This is a genomic window from Streptomyces sp. NPDC045955 (genome assembly GCF_056430805.1).
In genome coordinates this window covers 326,938-349,927 of sequence record NZ_JBWKKY010000002.1, presented here as the reverse complement: position 1 = coordinate 349,927, position 22,990 = coordinate 326,938, and the positions used below count along the sequence as shown (strand labels likewise).

Below are 22,990 nucleotides of genomic sequence, written 5' to 3'. Positions count from 1 at the left end.
AGGTGGGGTTTTCCCCAGGGTCCGGGTCCACCGGCCGGTGGACGGCAAGTTCAACCGCCTGCCTCTGTCCGGCAACTGCCCAGCCCAGCCAGGCTTTTGGGCATGAACTCATTATCTGTGCGGGTGGCGCGCTGGAGTGCGCGGCACCCCTGGCGGGCGATCGCCGGCTGGCTGGTGTTCGTGGCCCTGTGTCTGGGGGCCGGCAGTGCCGTCGGCACGAACAGTGCGAAGACGGCGGACTACCGGGTCGGCGAGGCCGGCCGTGCCGAGGCCCTGGCGGCCGAGGCGCATCTGGAGCGCAGGGCCGCCGAGCAGGTGCTGATCTCCTCCCGCTCGGGGGGTGCCCTCGACGAGGGCGCCGCCCGAGCCGCCGCGGACGATCTGACCGACCGGATGCGGCGGCTGCCCGACGTGGCGGGCGTGGCCGACCCGTTGCTGTCCGAGGACAGACGGATCCTGATGGTCGAGGTGGCGCTGAAGGGCGAGGAGCGGGACGCGAAGGACAAGGTCGACGCGCTCGTGGCGCAGACGGCGGCGGTGCAGAAGGGCCATCCCGGGCTGCTGCTGGAGGAGACCGGAAGTCCCTCCGTCAGCAAGGGAGTCGACCAGCAGCGCAGTGACGACCTGGCCCTGTCCGAGGCGATCACCCTGCCGGTCACCCTGCTCACGCTGCTGGTGGTGTTCGGGTCGGTGACCATGGCCGGGGTGCCACTGCTGCTGGCGCTGTCGTCGATCGCGGCGGCGGTCGGGCTGTCCATGGTCGTCTCGCACGTGTCGCCCGACGCCGGGGTCGGCACGAACGTCATCCTGATGATCGGCCTCGCGGTCGGCGTCGACTACACGCTCTTCTACCTCAAGCGCGAGCGGGAGGAACGGGACCGTTCCGGCGGGCGGCTCTCCTCCGAGGCGCTGGTGGAGCTGGCCGCCGCGACCTCGGGCCGGGCGGTCGTGGTCTCCGGGTTCGCGGTGGTCGCCTCGACGGCGACGCTGTACCTGGCCTCCGACGTGATCTTCTCCTCCCTCGCGACCGGCACCATCGTGGTCGTCCTGGTGTCGGTGGCCAGTTCGCTGACGGCCCTGCCCGCGCTGCTCGTCAGGCTGGGGCGGCGGGCGGAACGCCGGGCACTGCGGCGGGCCGAGCGTGGAAAGCCCGCACGCCGGGTGCGCGGCGGGACAAGTGGCGGCCGGGTGTGGAGTGCTCTGCTGCGGCCCGCGGCCCGGCATCCCCTGGTGACCCTGTGCGTCTCGGTCGTGGCGCTCCTCGCCCTCGTCGTCCCGTTGGCCGGACTGAAGATCACCGAGATGAGCCGGGACACGCACTCCCGCGACATCCCCGCGATGCAGGTCTACGACCGGCTCAACGAGGCGTTCCCGGAACGGCGGGTGACCCACCAGGTCGTCGTGCGTGCCGACGCCTCGCGGTCGGGGGAGGTCTCCGCCGCGCTGCGCGAGGTGGCCGGGCGTGCGCAGGCCGACCCGCTGTTCAGCGGCGCCTCGCGGGTCCGCGCCTCCGCCGACGACCGCACCCACACCCTGGAACTTCAGGTGCCGTACCTCGGCAACTCGGACGAGGCGTACGACTCCCTCGACCGGCTGCGGGACGGCTTCCTGCCCGCGACCGTCGGCCGGATCACCGGCGCCGAGTACGGCGTGTCCGGGGACGTCGCCCGCTACGCCGACTATCCCGCCCACCAGAACGGCAAACTGCCCCTGGTGCTGGGCGCGTTGCTGCTGGTGACGTTCGCGATGACCGTGTACGCCTTCCGTTCGGTGGTGCTAGGGCTCCTCGGCGTCGCCCTGAACCTGCTGTCCGCGGCGGCGGCGCTCGGGCTGCTCGTGCTGGTCTTCCAGGGGACGTGGGCCGAGGGGCTGCTGGACTTCCGGTCCACCGGGTCGATCGGGTCGCGTGTGCCGCTGTTCCTCTTCGTGATCCTGTTCGGTCTGTCGATGGACTACCAGGTGTTCGTGGTGAGCCGCATCCGGGAGGCGGCGCTCGCGGGCGTGCCCACGCGGCAGGCCGTGCTGGACGGGATCCGCTCCTCGGCGAGCGTGGTGACCAGCGCGGCGGTGGTGATGACGACGGTGTTCGCCAGCTTCGTCTTCCTGCACATCATCGAGATGAAGCAGATGGGCTTCGTGCTGGCGGCGGCCGTGCTGATCGACGCGTTCGTGGTCCGGGTCATGGTGCTGCCGGCGGCGATGCTGCTGCTGGGCGAGGCGAGCTGGTGGCCCTCGCGCCCGGGGCGCCGGGCGACGGCCGGCCCGGAGAAAAGGTCTCCCTCCCGCCCGGCGGTCGACGTACGTTGAGCGGCATGACCGCTCTCGCCGGGGCCGCCCCCGACGCCCTCTGGGCCACGTCGCTGCGCCGCTGGAACACGGTGTTCTGGCTGCTGTTCGCCGTGATGGCCGTCGGGCTGGTCGCCATGGACCGGCCCGGCGGGAGCAAGTACGCGGCGCTGGCGCTGCTGGGCGCGGTGATGCTGTCGTACGCGGTCCTGGACCGCTTCCCGGCCAATCCGGTCGTACGGCCGCACCTCTATCTGTCGGTGCTGGTGGCCGCGCTGGGCGGGCTGGCGTATCTGCGGGGCAACTACGCGGCGCTGTTCATGGTGACGCTGCCGCACTACTGGATGTTCGGGCGGACGCCGAGGGCCTCGATGACCTTCCTGGGGCTCGCCACGGCCGCCACCGGTGCCGGGAGCGTGCTGCGGCAGGGCTGGTCGGTGGAGTTCTTCACCGTGACGCTCGTGTCCACGCTGATCGTCGTCGCCGTAGGGGTGCTGATCGGGCTCTGGGCCCATTCGGTGGTCGGGCAGAGCGCCGAGCGGGCGCGGCTGATCACCGAACTGGAGCAGGCGCAGGCCGAGTTGTCCGAGGCGCACCAGCGGCAGGGCGCGGCGGACGAGCGGGAGCGGATGGCACGCGAGATCCACGACACCCTCGCGCAGGGCTTCGCCTCGATCATCGTGCTGGCCGAGGCGGCCCGGGCGGGGCTCGACTCCGAACCGGCGCGCAGCGCCCAGCAGTTGCGGTCGATCGAGTCGACGGCCCGGGAGAACCTCGCCGAGGCCCGGGAGCTGGTCGGCTCGCCCCAGCGGCCCGGCCAGGCGGCCGCCGGTTCGGTGGCGCAGACCCTGCGCCGGACCCTGGACCGTTTCGCGGAGGACACCGGCCTGGCCGTGGAGGCCGAGCTGGCGGACCTGGAGTGCGACCAGCAGACCCGGATCGCGCTGCTGCGCTGCACCCAGGAGTCCCTGGCCAACGTGCGCAAGCACGCCCGCGCCTCCACGGTCGGGGTGGTGCTGGCCCGGCAGCCGTACGGCGTGGAGCTCGAGATCACCGACGACGGGGCCGGGTTCGTGGTGGAGTCGTCGTCGGGCTTCGGCCTGGACGGCATGCGCAAACGGCTGGCGGAGCTGGGCGGGAGACTGACGGTGACGAGTTCGGTGGGCGACGGGACGCGGGTGCTGGCGCTGATACCGCCGACCGCCTCGGAGAGCGGGGCGACGGCATGACGGGCGGCGCTCTGCGCATCATCGTCGTGGACGACCACACCGTCATGCGGGCCGGAGTGGTGGCCCTCCTCGCCTCCGAGACCGGCATCGAGATCGTCGGCGAGGCCGGCGACGGCCGCGCGGCCCTCGCCCTCGTCGAGCGCCACGAGCCCGATGTCGCCCTGGTCGACCTGCGGATGCCGGTCCTGGACGGCGTGGACACCACGACCGCGATCGTGGCGCGCTTCCCCCGCACCCGGGTGCTGATCCTGACGACGTACGACACGGACGCGGAGATCGAGCGCGCGGTGGAGGCCGGGGCGATCGGCTACCTCCTCAAGGACACCACCCGTGAGCAACTGGCCGACGCGATCCACGCGGCGGCACGCGGGGAGACGGTGCTCGCGCCCCGGGTCGCCGAACGCCTGGTCGCCCGCATGCGCCAGCCCGCCCAGATCCCGCTCACCGCCCGGGAGGCGGACGTCCTGAACGCGGTCGCGGACGGCCTCACCAACGCCGAGATCGGCCGCCGCCTGGTCATCGCCGAGGCCACGGTGAAGACCCATCTGCTCCGTCTGTTCGCCAAGCTCGACGTCAACGACCGCACGAGGGCGGTGGTGGTGGCGATGGAACGGGGCCTGCTGCACAGACCTTGAGCCGTTGGACCGTCATGACCCGATGCCCACCACGCGGGCCCAGCCAGAAGGAAATCGGCCCGTGGGAAAGCGGCCCGTGGGAAAGCGGCCCGTGGGAAGGCGGGGAGCCCCCGTTCGCGAGGTCGGTGAAATCAGCACTCACCTGGCGCGGACGGGACCCCGCGCGGGGTCGGGACTTCACGGGCTTTGCCATCTCTTTACAACCCGCCCCCCGGCCGCCTCGTCTCTCCGCTCGACCCGTCACGCACCCCGCCCTCCACCGGGCGGGACCGACGAAGGAGAGCGTTCCCATGCGCCGAACCGTCCTCACCGCCCTGGCCCTCGCGGGCACCGCCGTACTCCTGGGCACCGGCCCCGCGTTCGCGAGCGAGGCGACGACCCCTAGCCCGGTCCCGACGGCCGCCGCGCCCACCCCTCGGCCGGCGGAGAGCGCCCAACCGACGGCCGCCCCCGCCGAGCCGACCCGCGGCCAGACCGGCTCCCGCCCGGCGCAGAGCGCCGCGCCGGCTCCCGCACCAGCCGATGACGACGACCAGGTCTCCGTCGTGCCGAGCGGCGCGCCCGACACCGGTGTGACCGAGGCGTCTTCGGACTCCGGCGTCGGCGGCACGGCGGTCGGCGCGGGCGCCGCCGCGGTGCTCGCCCTGGGCGGCGGGACGTTTGTCGTCGTGCGGCGTCGCCGGGCGACCGGGGCATGACCACGTTCTCCAGGCGCGCGTTCACCACGGCGGCTCTGGCGTCCCTGCTCACGGCCTGCGCAGGCCAGGGGACCAAGGGGACGGCGCCGGAGTCCGGGACCACCGCACCACAGCCGCGGCCCCCGCACCGGACGGTCCCGGCCACCCAGCCGCGTCCGCTGGCCCGTTCGGTCCCGGTCCGGCTGCTGGTCCCGGCCATCGGTGTCGACACCCCGGTCCTCCGGCTGGGCCTGGCCCCGGACGGCACCGTACGGGTGCCGCCGGTGACGGCGGACGACCGGGCGGGCTGGTACCGGCACTCGCCGACACCGGGCCAGACCGGCCCGTCGGTGATCCTCGGGCACGTCACGGTCGGCAGGTACGGCGGCGGCGTCTTCCGCCGCCTCACCGAGCTGCGTCGCGGCGACCGGATCGTGGCGCGCCTGGAGAACGGCACGGCGGCGGAGTTCGCCGTCACGGCGGTACGGACCGTCCCCAGAACCCGCTTCCCGGTGGACGACGTCTACGGGAACGTGGACCGCCCGGAGCTGCGGCTGATCACGTGCGGCGGAGCGCGTACCGGCGACGGATACGCGGACAACGTGATCGTGTTCGCCGCGCTGAGCGGCACCGAGACCACCACCCCTGGAGAGCGTTGAAACGGTCCCGTGAGAAGGCCGCGTCCGAGCTGTTCGCCGCCCTCTACCCGCGCCTGGCCGGCTGGTGCCGCCGGCTCGTCGACGACGACGAGACGGCGCACGAGATCTCCTCGGAGGCGTTCACCCGGCTGTGGGCCCGCTGGACGAAGGTGGAGGAGCCCCGCGGTTTCCTCTACGTCACCGCGGCCAACCTCGTGCGGGACCACTGGCGCAAACTGGAGCGCGAGCGCAGGGCCATGCACCGCGTCACCTCGGAAGCCGCCGTACGGCCCCACCCCGAGCAGGCCGACCCTTCGGTGCGCCTGCTCGTGCAGTCGCTCCCGGAACGACTCCGCGTCCCGATCCTCCTTCACTACTACGCTGACATGCCGATCCGGGAGGTGTCCGTACTGACCGGGCGGAAGGAAGGAACCGTCAAGGCCGACCTGCACGCGGCCCGGGAACTGCTCCGCGTCCACCTGAGGAGAAGCCTTGACCACACGCCTTGACGACGACTGGGACGACCGGGAGTCCGGCCCCGACGACCCGCTCGCCGTGATCCTGCGGCCCTCCTCACCCGACTACCTGGGCGCGCCCCCCGGCCAGTACGAGGTGATCCGCCGCAGGGCGACCCGGCGGCGGGTGCTGCGCGCCGCGGCCGGGGCCGGCCTGTGCTGCGCGGCGGCGGCCCTCATCGCCCTCCCCCTGCGTCTCACGGCCTCGGAGCCCGCCCGCTCCCCGACGGTCCCGATGGCGCCCCCCGCGACCACGGCACCGACTCCCTCTTCCTCGGCGTCAACGCCGTCGCCTTCACCTTCGTCGGCGCCCGCGTCCGAGGCCCCGGCCCCGGCCCCGGCCACGACCCGCCCCGGCGCCCCGGGCGAGGCCGCCCGCCCGACAGCCGCGCCCCGCACCACGCCGGCGACACCGGCCCCGGCCCGGCCGGTCCCGTCGGCGGCTTCCCCGGACACGGATCAGAGGTCGGCCACCAGGAGCCGGTAGCCCACGTCCACGGTGTCCAGCGCGAGCAGCCCGGCGTGCCGGGTGTGCCGGCGGCCGCTCGTCAGGTCGTCCGCGAGCCGGGCCAGGCCCGGGGCGATGACGTCCTCGCCGGTCTGGGCGAGCAGGGAGATCCCCGCCCGCACCCGCGGGTCGAGGTAGGCGTGGGGGCGGCGCCAGTACGCGGCGGCGAACCCGTCGGTGCAGTCGTGGGGGACGGGGACCGTCTCCTGCCGTGCGCCGCCGAGCAGGTCGGCCAGCCGGGCGGCGGGGACGGCACGGGTGTCGTCGAAAGCGGCCGCCTCGGGGAGATACTCCCGCACCAGCCAGAAGTTTTCCCGGAAGACCTCCTGATCCCAGGTCAGGACGACGACACGGCGGCGGGCCACCTGGCGCAGCTCCCTGATCCCGGCCGCCGGGTCGGACCAGTGGTGGACGGTCAGCAGTGCCATGGCGGCGTCGACGGCGCCGTCCCGCAGCGGCAGGTGTTCCGCGACGGCCCGCACGCCGGGTGCGGCTCCCGGTGGCCGCTGGTCGAGCATGACCCGCTGGGTTCGACCGCGAGGACCGTCTGTGGTGGTTCGTACGAGCCGGTGCCCGCTCCGACGTTCAGGACGTTGGTGATGCCGTCGCCGAGCGCGGCATGGATCCGCGCGGCGATCCGCGGGTCGGGCCGCCGCGTCCGGGAGTAGGCCGTACCGAGGCTGTCATAGGTCGCCATACGGGTCAGCCTGCCCAGCGCCGTGCCCCTGCCGTCGCACCCTTTCCGCCACCTCGCTCTTCTCGGTCTCCCACCAGGGCCGCACGAGTTCGGGAACCGGTCCGCCCCCGGACTCCGGGGCAGCCGGGGTGAGTTCGCCGTCCAGCCGGCGGTCCAGTGCCGCCGACTGGGCGCGCTCGGCGCGAGACCACTGGGCGAGGATCGTCAGCAGGAAGGGCAGGGCGGCCAGTTCGGCGATCCCCAGCATGGCGCCGCCGCCGATCTGCTGGTCGTGGCGGACGTCGGGGGACCAGGGCGGCGCGTGGTGCAGGTACCAGGCTCCCGCGATCAGGGTGCCGTGCGTCATGACCACGAGCCCGGGGAGGGCGTCGACGATGCCGTCCAGGAAGACCAGGGCCGCCCGGACGGGGTGGGTGCACCAGGCGGGCAGGGCCTGTTCGCGGGTGAGCACGGGCAGGACGAACAGGCAGCCGGCCGCCAGCAGATGGAGATACATCAGCTCGTGCAGCCAGCCGACGCGCAGTGCGGTGGCGAAGTACGGTGTGAAGTAGACGGTCAGTTCCGTGGCCAGCACCAGGACCGTGCTGACCAGGGGGAACGTCAGTGTCCTGACCAGTCGGCCGGTCATGACCCGCCGCACGCGGTCCGCACCGCCCTCCGGCAGCGCCTCGACCGCGAGCCGCAGGGGGTCGCCGAGGGCGAGGCCCAGCGGTGCGAGCAGGTCGAGGGCGACGTTCTGCACGGCGGCGGGCCAGAACAGTTCATGGTCGTAGACGGCCAGCCCGGACATCGTGGCCACGACGATCGTGCCCAGCCCGAGGAGGACGAACGCGACCAGGCGCGTGAGCGGCCAGGAGCCGCCCCGGCCGCGGACGCGCGCGACACCGAGGCCGTAGAGCGCGCCCAGGAGGACGACCAGCAGCAGCGCGGGCACATCCAGCCGCCAGGAACCCAGCAGCCGCCCGGCGGTCAGCTCCGGCAGGTACACAGCCGACAGTTCGCTCACGGGCCGGACGGTAGCCGTCGAAGTTAAGAGGGCGGACGGCCGCGCGTTCATGAACATGAATGAGAATCATGTACACGTCTATTGACGCGTTCACGGCAGGCTTCTACGTTCCCAGAAAGCGCTTACCCCAGCCAGTCCCCTGCGTCCGCTCTCACACTCTGGAGACGAAGATGCACCTGAGACCAGTGATCGCGTCCGTCGGCCTCCTGGCCGGCAGCCTCGTCGCACTGTCCGGGAACACGGCACAGGCGGCGACCGTCCGGTACGAGGCCGAGACATCGCCGGCCGTCTGCGCCGGCGCCATCGAATCGAACTGGGCCGGATACTCCGGCAGCGGTTTCTGCAACGGTGACAACGGAACCGGCGGCTACGCCCAGTTCACCGTGACCGCGTCCACCGCCGGCACGGCGACCCTGAAGGTCCGCTTCGCCAACGGCACGACCGCCGCACGCGCCGCGAACCTCGTCGTCAACGGCACCACGACCGCGTCCTTCGAGGGCACCGGCGCCTGGAACACCTGGGCGACCAAGACGCTCACCGTGCCGCTGCGGTCGGGCAGCAACACCGTCCGGCTCGCCCCGACCACCTCCGCCGGCCTGCCCAACATCGACTACGTCGACGTCGAGACGAGCGGCAGCGACCCGCAGCCCACCGGCCCGGTCCTTTACGTGTCCCCGGGCGGCACGGACGGCGCGGCCGGTACGGAGTCGAACCCCACGACCCTCACCTCGGCGATCAGCCGCGTTGCCGCGGGCGGGACGATCTACCTGCGCGGTGGCACGTACCGCTACTCCCAGACCGTCACCATCCCGGCGGGCAGGAACGGCACGTCCGGCGACCGCACGGAACTGTTCGCCTACCCGGGCGAGACCCCCGTGCTGAACTTCTCCGCCCAGAGCGAGGACCCGGCCAACCGGGGTCTCGCCGTCAACGCGTCGTACTGGCACGTCAAGGGCATCGTCGTCGAACGGGCCGGTGACAACGGCATCTTCCTCAGCGGCAGCAACAACGTCATCGAGCGCACGGTGACCCGCTTCAACCGCGACTCGGGGCTCCAGCTCTCGCGGGCGCTCTCCAGCGCGCCCAAGGACCAGTGGCCGTCCGGCAACCTGATCCTGAGCGCGCAGTCGCACGACAACGTCGACTCCGACGGCGAGGACGCCGACGGCTTCGCCCCGAAGCTCACCGTCGGCCCCGGCAACGTCTTCCGCTACACCGTCGCCCACAACAACATCGACGACGGCTACGACCTCTACACCAAGACGGACACCGGACCCATCGGCGCGGTGACCATCGAGGACTCCCTCGCCTACGACAACGGCACCCTCAGCGACGGCTCCCAGGCCGGTAACGGCGACCGCAACGGCTACAAGCTCGGCGGCGACGACATCGGCGTCAACCACGTCGTCCGGCGCAGCATCGCCTACCAGAACGGCAAGCACGGCTTCACCTACAACAGCAACACCGGCGCGATGCAGATCTCGGACAACGTGAGCGTCGGCAACGAGCAGCGCAACTTCAACTTCGACTCGGGCAGCACGTCGGTGTTCCGGAACAACACCTCGTGCGACAGCGGGTCGAACGACCGGATCATCGGAAACTCGGACAGCTCGAACCAGTTCTGGTCCGGCTCGAACGGCTCCCGCTGCTCCTCCTACGCCGGGGCCCTGCGCTGGTCGTTCGGCTCGGACGGGCGGCTCGTCGTGACGTTCGGCGGCAGCCGGTAGCCTGGCCGTATGGCATGCACCGGCATTCCGCACTGCTTCCTCTGACACCGCGGTGAGGACGGCGACGTGAGCCGATCACGTCGCCGTCCTCGGCGTGCCCGCCGTCCGCGGGCGCCGACGACTCTCCGTCCACCGCCTTTATCCAGCTCGGCCGGGGCGCCTTGTCCCCCCGGGCTGTCGAGGAGCATCCATGCCGACCACCCCTGCGGGAACCGGCCGACACCGCCCGTCCGACCGGCTGCTGACCGTCCTGACCTGCCCCCTGTGCCCCTCGGGCCTGGAACGCGCCGACGGCACGCTGCGGTGCGCGGGCCGGCACACCTTCGACATCGCCCGCCACGGCTACGTCGGTCTGATGACCGGCCACCGGCGGGCCGCGAGCGCCGACTTGGCCGACATGGTCAGGTGCCGCGGCGCGTTCCTCCGGGCCGGGCACTACGACCCGCTCGCCCGTACCCTCGCGCGGCTCGCCACGGAACTCGCCCCGCCCGACGCCGTCGTGCTGGACGCCGGGGCGGGCACCGGGCACTACCTCGCGTCGGTGCTGGACGCGCTCCCCGGGGCCATGGGGCTCGGGCTGGACAGCTCGGCGCACGCCCTGCGCGCCGCGGCCCGCGCCCACGCCCGCGGTGAGGCCGTCGGCTGGGACGTCTGGCAGCCGTGGCCGGTCCGGTCCGGCTGCGCCCATCTCGTGCTCAACGTGTTCGCGCCCCGCAACGGGCCGGAGTTCCACCGTGTCCTGCGGCCGGACGGCGCCCTGCTCGTCGTCACGCCCAGCGACCGGCATCTGCGCGAACTGCGCCGGTCCGTGGGGCTGCTGGACGTCGACCCCAGGAAGGAGGAGCGCCTGCGCCGGACTCTGGCGGACCGCTTCCGGCACGAGCGCGCCGAGTCGCTGGAGTACGCCATGAGCCTCAGCGCCGAGGACGTCACCGGTCTGGTGACGATGAGTCCGTCCGCGCATCACGTCGGGGACGAGGAACTGCGGCGACAGCTGGCGGAGTTGGCGGTGCCGGTGCGGGTGACCGCCTCGTTCGTGGTGTCGGTGTACCGGCCTCGGGCACGTTAGGGGCCGCTCAGGCACCGGGGCGTGCGGCTTCGTCCATGCGCTGCTGCTGTGCCGTCGTGAGCGTGCGGATCATCAGGGCGGCGGTCCCGGCCGCCGCCACGATCACCGCGTCGGCGGCGAGCAGGGGCAGGACGTCGGTGTAGGCGCGGGCGATGACCTCGTCCGTGGAGTCGGCGTGGACGACGCCCACACCACCGGCCAGACCGGCCAGCCACAGGCCCCACCACCAGTTCACGACGGCCGGCAGCGGCCGGTCGGGGAAGACGGACCGGTGGACGTCCGCGACGATGCCCCGGGGTATCCACAGGTTCACCACGGGGACGATCCAGCCCAGGAAGAGCCAGAGATTCGCGTACCGCGGTTGCGCGCCCGACAGGACGCGGGCGTTGTCCCGCACGCGGTCCAGCCAGGACAGGAACACGAGCGCGCAGACCACCGTGACGGCGGCGCCCACGGTGCTGACCAGGTGGTAGGAGTCCTCCAGGGCGGTCAGCGGGCGGTGGGCGCCGCCGCCCTGATCCGGCGGTCCTGAGGCCGGCTGCCCGGTCAGGGCGAGCCGGATGTGCCAGACCGCCCGGGCCGCCCAGGCCAGCGCGGCGAGGCCGAGCGCGGCGACGGCACAGCGGGCCGCGCCATGGACCGGGCGCAGGGCGGATCCCGGGGCGGGGGCGGGGCCCGGCGTGGCTGCGGGGGTCTTGTCGGTGACGGGGGTTTCCGGTTCGTTCACCGGGTCATCCTGTCGTACCGCTCACCCGTTCGTGTCCCCGAGCCCCACGGCCCGGCCCTGCTCGTCCCACCGCACCTCCAGGACGTGGTCGACGGCGTCCCGGTCGAGGGGGCCGTACACGTGCGGGAAGAGGGTGCCCTCGTCGACCCCGGGCGGCGGGGCGGGGTCCGCCGCCTCCCACTCCACCCGTGCGGTGAGGCGGGTCTCGTCGAGGGCGAGTACCAGCAGGGGCCGGGGCGCGTCCCGGTAGAAGGCGTTGACGACGGCGAGCGTGGTCGGCTCGTCCGGCGAGCAGTGCACGAAGCCCTCCTCGGCGAGGGAAGCGGGTGCGTACGGCCCGTCGGGGGCGGCGTGCCAGTCGGTGAGCGGTACGGAGTGGTAGATCATGGCCCCGTTATAGGCCACCGGGGCCCAGGGACCTTCAGAACCCCAGGGCCGTGACGGTGCGTGCGGTGGCTTCGGCGATCAGGGCGTCGGAGGGTTCGGCGTCGTAGCCGGGCCGGTCGGTCATAACGGCCAGGACGAGTGGGGCGATGCGGGGCGGACGGACGAGCGCGATGTCGTCGGTCCTGCCGTAGTTGCCCGTGCCGGTCTTGTCGGCCACCTGCCAGCCCTTGGGCAGCCCGGCCCGGATGCGCCGGGCGCCGACCGCGGTGGCGTTGTGCGAGAGCCAGTCCGTCAGCAGGTAACGCCGCGGCGGCCGGGAGGCGCGGCGGGACGAGGCGGGCCCGTCTGCGGGCATGCCTGGTGCTCCTCTCACCGAGCAGGCGGCGGACGACCGGCCCGGGCAGGGGACCGAGCCGGTCGCTGATGAGAGCTGGAACTCAGAGCTCGGGCCGAGAGCCGGGCTCAGAGCTCGGAGCGAGAGCCGGGGCTCAGAGCTGGAACTCCGCCGCGGACAGCCCCAGCGCCGCGCAGGCCTCGCGCAGGACCTGCGCCTCGGCCTGGGAGAAGTGGCCGTCGGCACCGGCGATGACCATGCCGGTCTGGATCACGGCCCTGGCCTCCGTGGGCTTCTTGGCGGTCTTGGCGATCTCCTGCATGGCCTCGGCCTTGCCGTGCTGGAAGTTCATCGTCAGCTGGTCCACGTGCTTGTTGAAACGCTGCCGCAGCTGCTCCGGCGGGAAGTTCTGCAGCACGTCGTTGCTCAGGATCATCGACTCGACCTGCTGCCGCTCGGCCGGGTCCACCTGCCCGTCGGCCGCCGCGACCAGCGCGCAGACCGCCATGCTCGCGTCCCGGTACGCACCGCTCTTCAGCTCGGTCTTCAGCGAGCCGAGCTGTGTCTTCAGCACTCCGATCAACTGGGCCTTGCTGCCACCGCCGGACCGCGTCCCCCCGCTGTGCCCGCCGCTGTGGCCAGCGGTGGCGCCCCGCCCGCCCTGATTCTGCTGGAGAGCCTTGGCCTGGTCCTTGAGCCGGTCCCAGACTGCCATGGAGTCACCTCGGTAATCGTCGGAAGTCATCTCGCGAACCCGCTCCCGCGCGCTCACCGGACCAACGCCCGAGCCCCGGGCAAAGGTTCCGCAAAACGCGCCCCTCTCTCACCGTCTGCTTCTCTCACCGCCGAAACGGCGGCTGCCCGCACCCGGTGACCGGGTGCGGGCAGCCGCGCTGACGTGCTGTGAGGCGCTGTGACGCCGCGTCAAGGCGCTGTGCCCGCCGCGTCAAGGCGCTGTCCCCGCCGCGTCACGCGCTGTCGCGCGAACGGAGCTTCAGGCGCGGGCCGAAGCGGAACGCCACGAAGCCCGCCGTGGCCAGGGCCGCGGCCGCCGCGAGGAGGATGCCGATACCGCCGGCGCCGGTCGAGGCGAGACTGCCGCTGTCGAGGTCGGTCGACGCGCCGCCCGTGGTCGAGGAGCCGGTGCCGCCGGTCGTGCCGGACGCGCTCGTGCTGGGTGACGGGCTCGGGTCGGCCGAGGCGCTGGGGTCGGTCGAGGGGCTCGGGGACGGCGAGCCGGACGCCTCGCCGGCGACGACCTCGACGGCGAACTGGGCCATGGCGTCGCCGACCGACGCGGCGACCGTGTAGGTGCCCGTGCCCTGACCGGCGGTCAGGGTGGGGGCCGTGGCCTTGCCCGAGTCGTCGGTCTTGACGCGGACGACCTGCTCGCCGTCCTCGAAGCGGGGGGCGTCGTCGCTGTCGTCCTCGACCCGGAACTCGACCTCCGTACCGGCCGGTGCCGTGGCGCCCGACCCGGCCACGCGGGCCTGGAGGGCCTCCTCGAAGGCCTCGCCCTGTTCGGCGCGCTGGTCGTCACCGCCCGCGACGCTCACGGTGTAGGCCGACTTCTTCACCTGCACGGTGAAGACCGTGGAGGCGCCGCCGGCCTCGGCGCGGACCGCGAACTCGCCCTCCTTGCCGAGGCCCGTCCTGAGCGGCGCGGAACGCGCGCGGCCGCGCGCGTCGGTCGGCACGGCGAGCTCGGTGGTGTCGGCGCCGTCCTTGACGAGGAAGGAGGCGCCGAGCTTGTCCGGGTCCTCGACCGTGAAGGTGACGGAGGCGTTCTCGACCGGGTTTCCGGCCTTGTCCTCGACCACCACGGCCACCGGGTCCGCGCCGCCGCCCGGCTGCATGGTCTGGCCGGCTCCGGAGGCCTGGGTCACCTCCGCGATCGCGGGGGTCTTCCACTGGAACACGATGCGCCCGTTGCCGGAGCGTTCGGTGTTCACGCCGCCCTCGGCGATGCCGCCGCGCACCCGCTCGCCGGAGGGCTGCCAGAAGGGGTCCGTCTTGGCGGGGGCCACCGTGCGGTCGCCGCTGAGCAGCCGCGCGCCGGTCACCCGGTCCGCGTCGGCGTAGCTGCTGCCGCCCGCGCCGCTGCCGACCGCGGCCCGGTCGTCGTCCGTGCCGCCGCCACCGCCGCCGCCCGCGTAACCGGCGCCGCCGCCTCCGCCCGCGCCGCCCGAACCGGAGCCGCCCGCACCGCCCTTGCCGCTCCCGGACGCGTCGGCGCCGGAGGAGCCGTTGCCGCCGCCCATTCCGCCGGTGGTCCCGGCCGCGCCCTTGCCGCCGCGCTCGGACTCGGTGTCGTCCTGGCCGCGCTCGCCGCCACCGGGGCCGCCCTGGCCGGCCGTGCCGCCGTAGCCACCGCCGCCGCCACCGGCGGCGATGAGCAGTGGCTTGCCGTCGCTGGTGCGGACGCCGCTGCTGTTGCCGCCGACCGCGCCGTACTTGTCGCCGCCCGCGCCGCCGAGCGCGTCACCGAAGCGCTGGCCGCCGACCGCGAGCGACAGCCGCTCCCCGGGCGTGACGCTGAGTGTGCCCGCGGTGTAGCCGCCCGCGCCGCCGCCGGCGAAGGGGGTGCCCTCGCCGCCCTGGCCCCAGGCCCGCACGTCCAGCGCCGTGACGCCGGCCGGGACCTGGAACTCCTCGCGGGTGCCGGTCGGATCGAACAGCCGGCAGCCGGAGAAGCCCTCCGTCGGCGTGCACGTCTTCCCGGCGAGGACCGCGCTGCCGGCGGCCGTGGCGGCGGGCGCGCCCGTCAGGGCGGTGCCGGCGGTCAACGCCACGAAGCTCAGGGCCGCCGCGCCGCGCCGGAACCTGGCGCGGCGCAGCACGACGGAACCGTGATGCATCAAGGAAACTCCCCCACTTGTCACAAGCTCCTCCCCAAGGAGCCGTGAAACGCTCGATCAGAATCGAACACGGTCAGTGGGACAGCTGACCAAACTTGAGGCCCCTGGTCAACTGAGAATGGTCAATTCCGGGCAAGCGCTTGCTGAGCCCGTCACGGGCGTCTTCCGGGCTCACGAGACCGGCCCCGGGAGTGGCCCCCGACCCGGCCGGGCAGAGGGCGCGGACGACGTACGCGTAGAGGGCGTCGTCGATCGCGTGCGCCTTCGGGATGCCGTTCTCGCCGAGGCTCTGGTACTTCATCAGGTTCTGCGCGAGAGCCACCTGGCGCTTGCCGTCCCGGCTGGACAGCGCGGTCATGCCGGCGCCGAACACCGCGCCGTCGTGGCCCCAGAAGCGGCCGCAGCCGGGCAGTTCCAGCGTGTAGATGCCGAGGCCGTAGTCGAGGCCGCTCACCGGGACCGTGCGCGTCATCTCGTCCAGGGCGGCCTTGCCGATCAGCTTCCCGCCGAGCAGGGCGCGGTAGAAGCGGTTGAGGTCGTCGGTGGTGGAGACGACCGCGCCCGCCGTGTACGCCCAGGACATGTCGTAGACGCTGTAGTCGCGCGGCGGGTTGATCAGGCCGTAGAACGACTCGTACATCCGCGAGTGCGGGCCCTTGATGTACGGGGTGCGCGGGAAGGACGTGTGGCGCAGTCCGGCCCGGTCGATGACGTTGCGGGTGATGTGCTTCTCGGCGCCCTGGCCGGTGATCTTCTCCAGGAGCAGCCCGGCGATGACGTAGTTGGTGTTGGAGTACGAGCCGGGCAGCTCGCCCGGGCGCCCGGTGGCGGGGGCCGCCAGGCCCAGTCGCACGAGTTCCCCGGGGCGGATGGAGCGGAAGCGCTCCTCGTCGAGGCTGGCGGTCGAGCGCTCGGCGAGGGAGGGGAAGGCGCCCACGACGTAGTCGCCGATATGGCTGGTGTGGTTCAGGAGCATACGGACGGTGATCTGCCGGCCGCGCTCCCCGGGGATGAGGTCGGGCAGGTAGTCGCCGATGGGCGCGTCGAGGCGGAGGCGGCCGCGCTCCACCTGCTGGAGCAGGGCGACGGAGGTGAAGGTCTTGCTGATGCTGCCCACGCGGTGCCGCATGCCGGGGGTGACGGGGCGTTCGGTCTTCACGTCGGCGACGCCGGAGGCTCCGGTCCACCGCTCGCGGCCGTCCCTGACGGACGAGAAGACGCCGTACATGCCCGCCTCGTGGACGGCGTCCAGCGAGTCGCGCAGGGCGGTTCTGTCGAGCGACGTGCGGTCCGCGGGCCCTGCGGGCGGCGCGGCCGGGCCGGCGTGGGCGGGTGCGGTCAGTACGGCGGTGGTCGTCAGCAACGTGGTGCCCAGGACGGTTCCGAGAAGCCGGGCGATACGCAACGGCCTTCCCCTTCCTCGGTGTTCGACAAGGTCGGGGTTATCGTCACGGGAAGCGAATGCTCCTTACATCCACCCACGGGATGATCGTTTATCGGCCGGACGGTGGCAGAAATGACCGCAACCACCGTGGATCTCAAGGGACTTCACATGGCTGCTCGGCCGCACAGCCACTGTTCGCCACCCCGCACGCCTCCGCCCTCGGCCGACGGGCGACGGGCTCGGCACGGTCCAGGACGTCGTGTTCGAACCCGAGACCGGCCGCATCGAGGCACGACGAATGGAGGCTCACTCATGCACACCGCACCGGGACAGACGACACCGGCGGGCGGGAAGGCCGGGCCGGGCTCCCGAGCGGCACACGCGGGGACGCGACGGCCCGGACCGGCCTTCCACTGCCCGCAATCTCCCACCCGGCGCCCCACTCCGCCTCCCGGGCGGGCCCGAACGAGGGCGGCCGTAGGGAACGGCCCTGCCAGGACGGCCGTACGAGACGGCCATGCGAGGGCGGCCCTGCGAAGACGGCCCTGCCAGGACGGCTCTGCGAACCTGCGATGATGCGGCGCATGTCGATCCTCGCCACCCTGGCGGTGCTGGCCCTCGCCGCCCTCCACGCCTACATCCTGGTACTGGAGATGTTCCTGTGGACCACGCCGCGGGCCCGGGCCGCCTTCGGCACCACCGCCGAGTTCGCGGAAAGCACGAAGGCCCTGGCCGCCAACCAGGGCCTCTACAACGGCTTCCTCGCCGCCGGCCTGCTCTGGGGCGCGGTGGCGTCCGACCCGGTGGGCTTCCAGGTCTCGGTGTTCTTCCTGGCGTGCGTGGCGGTCGCGGGGGTGTACGGCGCGGCCACCGCCAGCCGGAAGATCCTCTTCGTCCAGACCGTCCCGGCGCTGATCGCCCTGGCCCTGGTGCTGTTCGCGCACTAGCGCAACGCGTCAGGCGTCCTGCGTGACGGCCTGTTCCATGAGCGCGACCGCCTCCGCCTCCGTGGTCGCGGGCGGCACCACCAGCAGGTCCCAGCGGCCCCGGCCCGGCGTGAGCAGGCAGACCGTGTCCGGGGTGGCCGGCGCGTCCCTGCGGCCCACGTGGACCTCCCGGCCTGCGATGTCCAGCCGCTCCGGGCAGGGCAGCCAGGTGTCCCCGTGGACCAGGACGCTGCTGACCCGGCCCCAGGCGCGCGGCAGCACGGCCAGCAGCCCGGGCAGCTCGGCGGCCAGGTCGTACGAGCGGGGCCACCACGCCCCGTCGATACGGCGGGCCGTGCGGCCGAGGCGCGGCTGGGCCGCGAGCCTCAGCCGGACCTCGGAGGGGGCCGGGAGGGGCGGCGGGGGCGAGGAGGCGGACGCCATCAGGGCTCCTGCTGCGGACGGGGGCGTGACCAGGAGACCGTCGGCCACCGGTTCCGGCGGTTCTTCCACCCTACCGTTCCTCATCCCGACTTCGATGACCAGCAGGTGCGGACCCCGCGGGCGGTACGGGGGCCGGGGCCCGCCCGTACCGCCCGGTGTCGGTCAGAGGCCGTAGCGGCTCTTCAGATGGCGCCAGAAGTCACGCAGCATCCACCGGTCGAACTCGGTGATCTGCGTGGCGCTGCCCGCCTTCATCAGGAAGCAGCACTGGCCGGTCGGCGACCAGTCGTAGAAGTCGTCGAGGCCGAAGGTGTGGCCGACCTCGTGCAGGTAGATGTGGATGTTCTCCTGGTTCAGGGCGCCGGTGAAGTACTCCTGGCCCATGCGCTGGCCCCAGTCACCGCCCGCGCCGCCGCCGAAGCCCTTGGTCAGCCACAGTGACTGGTCGTAGTGGCGGGCGGCGCCGCCCGGGCACTTCGAGTAGTCGCCGTCCTGGTGGAAGAAGCGGCCGCAGTCCGGGGCGCACTGCGGGGCGCCGCCGCTGTCGAGGACGCCGGTGTAGATGTCGACGGAGTTGTCGGTCCACTGGAGGGTGGAGCGGTTCTTCACCGCCCAGCCGACGATGTTGACGGAGACGTTGCTGTACGGCCACGCGTTGTGCCCCTTGCCGTTCTCGGTCATGGCCGTCATCCACTTGCCGAACTGCTTCTTCAGCGCGGCGTGGACGCGGTCGCGCAGGGCGGCACTGACGGGGGCGTCGGACTCCCAGCGGACGCAGTAGTTGACGCTGCCGCGGTTGGCGACGACCTGGTCCCAGCCGTAGTTGCGGAAGCCGTACAGGTCCCCGTAGGTCGACTCGACGTGGTTCCACACCTCGTTCAGGGGCTGGACGAGGTGGGCGGGCGGGTTCCACTCGTCGGCGGCCTGCGCCGTGCCGCTCGCCATGCCGGGGGTGGCGAGCGCCGCCGCCAGCACGGCGAGCACGGTGAGCAGCCGCGCGAGGTGTCTGCGCATGGTGATCTCCCTCGTGTGGGGGGGGACGGGATATCACCGTCAGGTCGTCGCAGGTCCCGCGGAGGTTGCCCGTGCCACCGGGGCAGATGCTCAGCAGTGGACATTGCGGGCGCTTTATCGCATTACGTCGGCGATAATCGGAGTATGACTACGGCCACGTATGAAGTGCTGGCGGCTTCGTCAGATCACGCTGTCGCCGTGACCATCGCCTTCGTCGGCGGGGCGATCATCGCCCTGGCGCTGATCTGGGCCGTGCTGGTCGGGATGCGCGTCATGGACAAGGACACGCACCACCCCAGCCCGGAGGAGCAGCCGCACCTCCCGGACGGCGGGCCGGTCCGCGAGATGCGGGAGATGCGGGAACCCGACGAGATGCCGGTCGTGACGCGCGACGGCGAGCGTCTCCTGCCTCATGAGCTGCACCACGCGAGCACCAGGACGGGCAAGGACCAGAAGCCCCGCCGCTGGCTGCCCGGATCCAGCGGTTCCTTCGGCGGCGGCGGCCTCGGCCATACCTGAGGCAATGAAGCAGCCATGAGGTCGTGAGGCCGCCGCAGGACCAGGGAGGCGACATGGCTGCTGCCCGCCACCGGGCGCGCTGGGCGACGGGCGGAGCGGTGCTGCCGCTCGCCCTGGCCGCCGTGCTCACCGGCTGCGGCGGCGACAGCCCCGGGGACGCCGCCCGCGAGGCGGAGTCGGCGGTCGGGTCGTTCGCCTCGCAGGCCTCCGAGGCGCTGGAGTCGGCCACGGCCGAGGCCGGACGCCGGCTGGACGACATCCGGGGCGGCATCGACGTCAAGGGCGATGTGAAGGCCGGGCGGCCCGCCGTCGGCTCCGACGGCCGGGCCCGTGCCGAGGTCACCGTCACCAACACCGACGACTCGGAACGGTCCTTCGCCGTCCAGGTCGATTTCACCGACGCGGGGGGCCGGCTGGCCGACACGGTCATCGTCACGGTGGAGCACGTGCAGGCGGGCGACTCCGCCACGGCCACCGCCCGCAGCACCCGCGACCTGTCCGGCGAGGTCCGGGCCGAGGTGGCCCGGGCCGTGCGCTACTGACCGGCGCCGGCGTCCGCCACCGAGATGTCGATCTGCTCGCTCATGGCGCTCACGCCGTTGAGCGTGGCGACCGCCTGGAGCCGGTTGGCGCCCGCCGGGAGCGCCCTCGGCGCGCAGGCCCAGGTGCCGTCGGGGGCGGTGGTCGCACAGGCCTCCCGGTCGTCCTTGTCCCGGACGGTCACGCGGGCGCCCGGGTACGCCGTACCGGCGATCTGCGGCCGGACGTCCAGCGCCACGCCGGACAGCGGGCGGGTCAGCGTCGGCGCGGCCAGGCCCACCGTCACGGCACACCGGCCGGCCGCCCGCCGCACTCCGGCCGCGTCGGTGATTCACAGGACACAGTCGCGCAGCCGCGTGCCGGGCACGGCGTCCGCGGGGACCGCGGGCACGAAGGGGAACGTACGGCCCGGCCCCGACTGCCCGGCCGCCTCGCCGCTGACCGTGTAGGTTCCGCTGCGGCCATCGGCGGCGACCCGTCCCAGGGCGCCGGCCGCGTCGAGCGGCGTGTCCGTGACACGGGTGCCCCGGGGCGCCGTCAGCGTCAGCGTGGCGCCCCGCGCCGTCCCCTGGGCGCCGGCGACGTCGAGGATGCCCTCGCGGCCGGGCGCGTTGGTCGCGGCACCCCACAGCTCACCGTCGCGGGCCGCCGCCGACGGGCCGGGGCACGCGAGCACCCCGGCGATGACGGCCCCCGCCACGACTGCTGTCTTCCTGGACCTGTACATGGCGGGCTGGGCTTCCTGTGCGGACGTCGACGGCACTCCGCCGGCGATTCTCGTGGGGCGTTCCCGCAGGTGGCGCGTGCTGCTGGGCCGTGCGGGTGGTACGGCCCCGGGGCTCGCCCCCCGGGGCCGCGGCGCGGACGCCCCTCAACGCCCGAGGACGCCCCTCAACGCCCGAGCCACGCCGTCGTGTCCGGTCCGAGCCGGCCGTCCTCCAGTGGGGCGCTGGTCAGCAGCACCTCGCCGGCCGGCAGCGGGACCGCCGTACCGGACAGGTTCGTCACGCAGCGCCAGCCTTCGCTGCGGTCGAACTGGAGGACGCCGTCCGGGGTGTCCTCCGCCCAGGTCAGCTCCTCCCCGTCGAGCAGTTTGCGGCGCAGTCTGAGGGCCGTGCGGTACAGCTCCAGGGTCGAGCCCTCGGCTCCGTCCTGCGCCTCGACGGCGTAGGCGGCGAAGCCGGGCGGCTGCGGCAGCCAGGCGCCGCCCGGCCCGAAGCCGTACGACGGTCCGGTCGTCGTCCACGGCAGCGGCACCCGGCAGCCGTCGCGGCCCTTGCGGACGTGGCCCGTCTGCTCCCAGATCGGGTCCTGGAGCACCTCGGTGGGCAGGTCGGCGACCTCGGGCAGGCCGAGTTCCTCGCCCTGGTAGACGTACGCCGAGCCGGGCAGCGCCAGCATCAGCAGGGTGGCCGCCCGGGCCCGGCGCAGCCCGGCCGTCTCGTCGACGGCCGGGGCGTGGCCGCCGGAGAGCAGCCAGGCGTTGAGGTCGGTGCCGGGCGGGAGCATGAGGCGGGAGGCGTGGCGGATCACGTCGTGGTTGGACAGTACCCAGGTGGCCGAGGCACCGGCCGCGTGGGCGGTGGCGAGCGAATCGGTAATGATCTGCCGCAGTTCGCCCGCGTCCCAGCCGGCCTCCAGGTACTCGAAGTTGAAGGCCTGGCCGAGCTCGTCCGGGCGGGCGTACAGCGCGCGCCGGGCGCCGGGCACCCACGCCTCGGCGATGGCCATCCGGGGCGGGCGGTAGGCGTCCAGGATCTTGCGCCAGTCGCGGTAGATCTCGTGCACGTCGTCGCGGTCGTAGAACGGGTGCGTGCCGGGCGGCATCGAGGTGAGGGCGTCCTCGCGGCTCAGCTCGGGCGCCCCGAGGTCGCGCAGCGGCTCGCCGAGGTCCTTGACGAGGGCGTGGGCTACGTCGACGCGGAAGCCGTCGACCCCGCGGTCGGACCAGAAGCGCAGGGTGGTGCGGTAGTCGGCGCGGACCTCCTGGTTCTCCCAGTTGAGGTCGGGCTGCTCGGGGGCGAAGAGATGCAGGTACCACTGGCCGTCGGGCACGCGTTTCCAGGCGCTGCCACCGAAGACGGACTGCCAGTCGGTGGGCGGGAGTTCGCCGTGCTCGCCGCGGCCGTCGCGGAAGACGTACCGGTCGCGGGCCGCCGAGCCGGGCCCGGAGCGCAGCGCCTCCTGGAACCAGACGTGCTGGTGCGAGGAGTGATTGGGCACGATGTCGACGATGACCTTCAGACCGAGCCGGTGGGCCTCGGCGACCAGGGCGTCGAAGTCGTCGAGGGTGCCCAGGCGCGGGTCGACATCCCGGGGGTCGGCGACGTCGTAGCCGCCGTCGGCCAGCTCGGAGGGGTAGAACGGGCTCAGCCACAGGGCGTCCACGCCCAGGGCGGCGAGGTGGGTGAGGCGGCGGGTGATGCCGCGCAGGTCGCCGAGGCCGTCGCCGTCGGCGTCGGCGAAGCTGCGGGGATAGACCTGGTAGACGACGGCCTGGCGCCACCAGTCGGGATCCCGGGACGACAGGTCGAGGGTGGAGCGATCGGTCACGCGGTCTCCTTCGCACGGCATACGGACGACAGCATCGACAGCATTGAATCTGTCCAGAATGCCGGAAAAAGGAACCATCGCGTTGATCGGAGTGATCCATTCCTGCTGTGATGAAAGTGTGATGGCGGCGCAACTTCCTTTGCATACCCGCAGGTTGACAGCTTGCTGCGGCACGGCCACGATGGGGGCGCACTGAGGCGCATGTGACCAATGAGCCCAGTGTTTCTTCGACCACTCACCCCACGGTGCGGCCCCGGCAGCCGTGCGCCACGCGCTGCCCGCATGCCGCCACCCGGGTTCCGGCACACGCCAAGAAA

The 22,990-nt window shown here is 73.0% G+C and carries 25 protein-coding genes and 1 pseudogene; 12 read left to right on the top strand and 14 right to left on the bottom strand.

Annotation, left to right across the window (positions count from 1 at the left end; translation table 11 throughout):
* Window positions 1–102 precede the first annotated feature (102 nt).
* From AC07F0_RS04960 to AC07F0_RS04930, 7 genes are all read left to right on the top strand, one after another.
* Window positions 103–2,307, top strand: coding sequence for an MMPL family transporter (locus tag AC07F0_RS04960; RefSeq protein WP_478974319.1), 2,205 nt, complete (start codon window positions 103–105; stop codon window positions 2,305–2,307).
* Window positions 2,308–2,312: 5 nt separating this feature from the next.
* Window positions 2,313–3,515 (top strand): sensor histidine kinase, encoded by a 1,203-nt coding sequence (locus AC07F0_RS04955; protein ID WP_478974316.1) that lies wholly within the window; start codon window positions 2,313–2,315, stop codon window positions 3,513–3,515.
* Complete coding sequence (locus AC07F0_RS04950) at window positions 3,512–4,150, top strand: response regulator (protein ID WP_436728206.1); 639 nt, start codon at window positions 3,512–3,514, stop codon at window positions 4,148–4,150. Before AC07F0_RS04955 ends, AC07F0_RS04950 begins: the two co-directional genes overlap by 4 nt.
* Before the next feature lie 290 nt (window positions 4,151–4,440).
* Window positions 4,441–4,848 (top strand): sortase-dependent protein, encoded by a 408-nt coding sequence (locus AC07F0_RS04945; RefSeq protein WP_478974314.1) that lies wholly within the window; start codon window positions 4,441–4,443, stop codon window positions 4,846–4,848.
* Window positions 4,845–5,486 carry a class F sortase gene (locus AC07F0_RS04940; RefSeq protein ID WP_478974311.1) on the top strand — a complete coding sequence of 214 codons (642 nt, stop codon included), beginning with the start codon at window positions 4,845–4,847 and terminating at the stop codon, window positions 5,484–5,486. The genes AC07F0_RS04945 and AC07F0_RS04940 overlap by 4 nt, the downstream gene beginning before the upstream one ends.
* On the top strand, window positions 5,483–5,974 hold the full coding sequence (locus AC07F0_RS04935; protein ID WP_478974308.1) for an RNA polymerase sigma factor: 492 nt from the start codon (window positions 5,483–5,485) through the stop codon (window positions 5,972–5,974). Before AC07F0_RS04940 ends, AC07F0_RS04935 begins: the two co-directional genes overlap by 4 nt.
* Complete coding sequence (locus AC07F0_RS04930; RefSeq protein ID WP_478974305.1) at window positions 5,958–6,467, top strand: hypothetical protein; 510 nt, start codon at window positions 5,958–5,960, stop codon at window positions 6,465–6,467. Before AC07F0_RS04935 ends, AC07F0_RS04930 begins: the two co-directional genes overlap by 17 nt.
* On the opposite strand, the gene AC07F0_RS04925 is transcribed toward AC07F0_RS04930, so the two are convergent.
* From AC07F0_RS04925 to AC07F0_RS04915, 3 genes are read right to left on the bottom strand one after another with little or no spacing between them, the layout of a single operon-like run.
* The gene (locus AC07F0_RS04925) at window positions 6,440–6,970 is read right to left on the bottom strand and encodes a methyltransferase domain-containing protein (RefSeq protein ID WP_478974302.1); all 531 of its coding nucleotides are present in this window, start codon (window positions 6,968–6,970) and stop codon (window positions 6,440–6,442) included. The genes AC07F0_RS04930 and AC07F0_RS04925 overlap by 28 nt on opposite strands.
* Window positions 6,904–7,185, bottom strand: a complete 282-nt coding sequence (locus AC07F0_RS04920) for a hypothetical protein (protein ID WP_478974299.1) — start codon at window positions 7,183–7,185, stop codon at window positions 6,904–6,906. The genes AC07F0_RS04925 and AC07F0_RS04920 overlap by 67 nt, the downstream gene beginning before the upstream one ends.
* Window positions 7,172–8,191: a cytochrome c oxidase assembly protein gene (locus AC07F0_RS04915; RefSeq protein WP_478974296.1), complete on the bottom strand. Its 1,020-nt coding sequence runs from the start codon at window positions 8,189–8,191 to the stop codon at window positions 7,172–7,174. Before AC07F0_RS04915 ends, AC07F0_RS04920 begins: the two co-directional genes overlap by 14 nt.
* Window positions 8,192–8,361: 170 nt before the next feature.
* On the opposite strand from AC07F0_RS04915, the gene AC07F0_RS04910 reads away from it, so the two are divergent.
* Window positions 8,362–9,918 (top strand): carbohydrate-binding protein, encoded by a 1,557-nt coding sequence (locus AC07F0_RS04910; RefSeq protein WP_478974293.1) that lies wholly within the window; start codon window positions 8,362–8,364, stop codon window positions 9,916–9,918.
* Window positions 9,919–10,108: 190 nt separating this feature from the next.
* A complete protein-coding gene (locus tag AC07F0_RS04905; RefSeq protein WP_478974290.1) occupies window positions 10,109–10,987 on the top strand; it encodes a putative RNA methyltransferase in 879 nt (292 codons plus the stop codon).
* A 7-nt stretch (window positions 10,988–10,994) separates the two neighbouring features.
* Here AC07F0_RS04905 and AC07F0_RS04900 read toward each other — a convergent pair whose 3' ends face one another.
* The 6 genes and pseudogenes from AC07F0_RS04900 to AC07F0_RS04875 form a co-directional block, all read right to left on the bottom strand.
* Entirely contained in the window at window positions 10,995–11,714 is a 720-nt protein-coding gene (locus AC07F0_RS04900; RefSeq protein ID WP_478974288.1) for a DUF4328 domain-containing protein, read from the bottom strand.
* Between the two features lie 21 nt (window positions 11,715–11,735).
* A complete protein-coding gene (locus AC07F0_RS04895; protein WP_478974285.1) occupies window positions 11,736–12,101 on the bottom strand; it encodes a DUF952 domain-containing protein in 366 nt (121 codons plus the stop codon).
* Between the two features lie 34 nt (window positions 12,102–12,135).
* Window positions 12,136–12,414: pseudogene (locus AC07F0_RS04890) on the bottom strand (serine hydrolase); the annotation flags it as partial.
* A gap of 175 nt (window positions 12,415–12,589) precedes the next feature.
* Window positions 12,590–13,150: a tellurite resistance TerB family protein gene (locus AC07F0_RS04885; RefSeq protein ID WP_478974282.1), complete on the bottom strand. Its 561-nt coding sequence runs from the start codon at window positions 13,148–13,150 to the stop codon at window positions 12,590–12,592.
* A 253-nt stretch (window positions 13,151–13,403) separates the two neighbouring features.
* Entirely contained in the window at window positions 13,404–15,293 is a 1,890-nt protein-coding gene (locus tag AC07F0_RS04880; protein ID WP_478974279.1) for a glycine-rich protein, read from the bottom strand.
* Window positions 15,294–15,366: 73 nt separating this feature from the next.
* The gene (locus AC07F0_RS04875) at window positions 15,367–16,698 is read right to left on the bottom strand and encodes a serine hydrolase domain-containing protein (protein ID WP_478974276.1); all 1,332 of its coding nucleotides are present in this window, start codon (window positions 16,696–16,698) and stop codon (window positions 15,367–15,369) included.
* 563 nt (window positions 16,699–17,261) lie between these two features.
* Between AC07F0_RS04875 and AC07F0_RS04870 the strand changes: the two genes are divergently transcribed.
* Window positions 17,262–17,624: a DUF1304 domain-containing protein gene (locus tag AC07F0_RS04870; protein WP_478974274.1), complete on the top strand. Its 363-nt coding sequence runs from the start codon at window positions 17,262–17,264 to the stop codon at window positions 17,622–17,624.
* Between the two features lie 9 nt (window positions 17,625–17,633).
* Here the strand turns inward: AC07F0_RS04870 and AC07F0_RS04865 are convergent, their stop codons facing one another.
* Together AC07F0_RS04865 and AC07F0_RS04860 are read right to left on the bottom strand one after the other, a co-directional pair.
* Window positions 17,634–18,116 (bottom strand): DUF5994 family protein, encoded by a 483-nt coding sequence (locus tag AC07F0_RS04865; RefSeq protein WP_478974271.1) that lies wholly within the window; start codon window positions 18,114–18,116, stop codon window positions 17,634–17,636.
* A gap of 93 nt (window positions 18,117–18,209) precedes the next feature.
* A complete protein-coding gene (locus tag AC07F0_RS04860; protein WP_478974268.1) occupies window positions 18,210–19,061 on the bottom strand; it encodes a hypothetical protein in 852 nt (283 codons plus the stop codon).
* A 144-nt stretch (window positions 19,062–19,205) separates the two neighbouring features.
* On the opposite strand from AC07F0_RS04860, the gene AC07F0_RS04855 reads away from it, so the two are divergent.
* Window positions 19,206–19,580 carry a DUF6479 family protein gene (locus AC07F0_RS04855; RefSeq protein WP_436731204.1) on the top strand — a complete coding sequence of 125 codons (375 nt, stop codon included), beginning with the start codon at window positions 19,206–19,208 and terminating at the stop codon, window positions 19,578–19,580.
* 53 nt (window positions 19,581–19,633) lie between these two features.
* Window positions 19,634–20,122 (top strand): hypothetical protein, encoded by a 489-nt coding sequence (locus tag AC07F0_RS04850; RefSeq protein ID WP_478974265.1) that lies wholly within the window; start codon window positions 19,634–19,636, stop codon window positions 20,120–20,122.
* Here the strand turns inward: AC07F0_RS04850 and AC07F0_RS04845 are convergent.
* From AC07F0_RS04845 to AC07F0_RS04835, 3 genes are all read right to left on the bottom strand, one after another.
* On the bottom strand, window positions 20,116–20,406 hold the full coding sequence (locus tag AC07F0_RS04845; RefSeq protein WP_478974262.1) for a hypothetical protein: 291 nt from the start codon (window positions 20,404–20,406) through the stop codon (window positions 20,116–20,118). The genes AC07F0_RS04850 and AC07F0_RS04845 overlap by 7 nt on opposite strands.
* Before the next feature lie 45 nt (window positions 20,407–20,451).
* Complete coding sequence (locus AC07F0_RS04840) at window positions 20,452–20,847, bottom strand: hypothetical protein (RefSeq protein ID WP_478974259.1); 396 nt, start codon at window positions 20,845–20,847, stop codon at window positions 20,452–20,454.
* 164 nt (window positions 20,848–21,011) lie between these two features.
* On the bottom strand, window positions 21,012–22,694 hold the full coding sequence (locus AC07F0_RS04835; RefSeq protein WP_478974256.1) for a glycoside hydrolase family 13 protein: 1,683 nt from the start codon (window positions 22,692–22,694) through the stop codon (window positions 21,012–21,014).
* Window positions 22,695–22,990 lie beyond the last annotated feature (296 nt).